General features: G+C 52.1%; 1 protein-coding gene and 1 pseudogene. One reads left to right on the plus strand and one right to left on the minus strand.

Translation table 11 applies throughout. The features are described 5' to 3' along the window. The first annotated feature begins 82 nt into the window (after positions 1-82). Positions 83-1,516 carry a PhoPQ-activated protein PqaA family protein gene (locus tag O3C43_25115; GenBank protein ID MDA1069771.1) on the plus strand — a complete coding sequence of 478 codons (1,434 nt, stop codon included), beginning with the start codon at positions 83-85 and terminating at the stop codon, positions 1,514-1,516. Positions 1,517-1,541: 25 nt separating this feature from the next. On the opposite strand, the pseudogene O3C43_25120 reads toward O3C43_25115, so the two are convergent. Next, positions 1,542-2,483, minus strand: a pseudogene (locus tag O3C43_25120) (sulfatase-like hydrolase/transferase). Positions 2,484-2,634 lie beyond the last annotated feature (151 nt).

A 2,634-nucleotide genomic window follows, 5' to 3' on the forward strand; every position in this document is an offset into this window, starting at 1 on the left:
CATGCGGCCAAACTCAATTATCTCACGGATTTAGGTTTAAACTTCTTAGACCATTTTATCTTCCACGAAAAGGAGTTGATTCATGCGTTCTATATTTTCTTTCCTTTGCGGATCCGTGCTTGCAGGGGTCCTGGATTCAATGCTCGTTTTGGCGGCGCTTTCTTTCAGTACAGGTTTGGGTTACGCCAACGGGGAGACGGTTCCCCTCTTTGCGTCCCTTACGGAACTGTTTCAGAAGGACGCCCCGATTAATCCCGACCGGATTACGTTTTCCCGGGAGCCGGTCAAAACGGTCGATTGCCAGATCTATGAAGGCAAAACGATGCGCACCATCGATTTCACATTCACCGCCAACCCCCTTCTCGGCCTGAAGGCCAATCACGTGGGGCGGGTGTATCTTCCCGATCCGGAAATCCCCGAGCATGCACGGGGAGTGGCCGCCATCTGTAATGGCGGGAATAAACAAGGCACGGTTCTCACGGCAGACAACGACTGGATCGAGTACCTGGTGATCCAGATGGGCGTTCCCTGCGTGACCATCCAAAGCTCGTTCAATCAACGCGACTACGGCATGAGGACGATGGGCCAGGTGATGTCGGAAAGCATCGAAAGATTCAATGAGACGGGCGACGCTCGCGAAGCAGGATACTATGCGTTGGCCCGGGTTTTTTCGGGCATGGCCACGGCATCACAAATGATTCCCGAAGTGAAGGCCGATCGTTTCATTGTCTCGGGAAGTTCAAAAGGCGGCATGGCGGCCATTATCGCCTGTGCGGGTGATCCGCGTATTGTCGCCTGTTACCCGACTGCGTGGGACACCGGCGACCTCGAAGCCTCCACACGCCTGAAGGGCGAACGCTGGGGCTGGGATATCAGACCCAAAGATACAGGACCGGCGGGAGATTCGGCGCGAGAGTCGATGAACTATCTAATCTCGCCCAAGGGCCGATATATGCGAAAACTCTTCGACGTGAGCCATTGGTATAAGCTTCTGAGCGAAAAATTCGTCATGATCGGAACTGGTACGAACGACCATTTGCACCACATGATGTCCGCGAAAGATTACTTTGACAATTTGCCGTGCAAAAAAGCGTTCATGCGCGTTCCGAACACCGGCCACGGGAAAGAAACCGTGGATCATGCCGCCGGGTGGCGTTTCTCGGTGGCGGCGGGATTGCTCGGACAAAGCATTCCGGAAGTCCGGCTGGAATCGGAAGAGCGCAACGGAGAGGTTCTCATTTACGCCACCCTCTCGAACGTGAAACAACTTAACAGCCTCACGCTGTATTCCACAACCGACCCTGTCGGCGATTATCGCAATGCCGAATGGACGGATGAGGTCATTGATCCGACACCGGTCAGCGGAGAGCGAATCCTGATCAAAAAGATTGCCGTTCCCATGGAAGGGACATGGGCCTGCTTCGCCCGCATTATCGAAGAAGGGAAATTCTGTGCTGGTATCAATAGTTCAAATGCGGTCGAAATAGGAATCCCGAGAATTTACACATTGAAATGAAACCACGATTAATTGGACCGGTGCCTCAATTAAAAGGAAGCGTCATCGTTTCTCCATAACCGATTCGTTTGCGCATCTGCACATACTCACGGGACTTGACAAAAATGTCCATGTCCCCCGTCACACGAGGATCCTTGGTCTTCAGTCCGTAAGCTCTCATTTGTCGGGCGAGCTTTTCGATTTCCCGGGCATAGCGTGGCTCATCGATGAGATTATTCTGCTCCCAGGGATCGTTCTTCAAGTCATAAAACTCGATCTGGTAAGGCTTCATAAGTTCCTTGCGAGAGAGTGGCAGGTTATTTTTGTCCACGTTATTGAAACGAACAATGTAGGAATAATGGTCGTTCCTGATGGTTCTTGAAGACCTCGTTTCAGGATCAAACTCTCCATGCCATTCCAGCCCTGTCATCATCCAGCTTCTCGCTTTCTCGATTCGACCGGATTTTTCAGAAAGTAAAATGGGCACCAGGCTTTTGCCCGACATGCTTTCGGGTGGAGAAATCCCCGCCAGTTCCAAAAAGGTGGGCGCCAGGTCCCTGAAGTTGACAAAGTCGGTTACCGTTCTCCCGCCAGGAACACGGGACGGCCACAGGATAGCCAGCGGCTCGTGCACTCCGAAATCATAGGGCGAGGATTTGCCCCGACCTTGATTCATCCCGGAAACCGGTGTTCCGTTGTCGGAAGTGACTACAATCAGGGTGTTCTCCAACTCACCAATGGACTCCAGGTGCGCGAGCATGCGGCTGAGATGCAGATCGGCGTAACAAATTTCATAGAGAATATTCGCCCGTTGTTTCCGATTGGACTCTGTGTCTTCCACATACGGCGGCATGGGAATCCGATCCAGCGTCATCCCGAACTCCTTTTCCAGCAGTAAATAGTTTTCGGCTCCCCAGGGACCATGTGGTTCGGTGACACCTGCCCAGAAAAAGAAGGGCTGTCTCGGCTTCCGATCCTCCAGAGCGGAGCTAAAAGGGTCGGCCCTTGATGTTTGGTATTCAGCCTATAAATCCATAAAATGGATACGATTATACGTTGATTGATTAACCTGGTCAAGGATGGCTAAAAGGTTACAGTCAAACCGGGCGCTACTTTTTGGCAGCTTCTAATTCCGAAGC

The sequence above is a fragment of the Verrucomicrobiota bacterium genome (genome assembly GCA_027622555.1).
GTDB lineage: Bacteria > Verrucomicrobiota > Verrucomicrobiia > Opitutales > UBA2995 > UBA2995.

Excerpts from the sequence above, each read along its gene's own strand:
- O3C43_25115 (MDA1069771.1), top strand. The coding sequence starts at position 83 with ATGCGTTCTATATTTTCTTTCCTTTGCGGATCCGTGCTTGCAGGGGTC.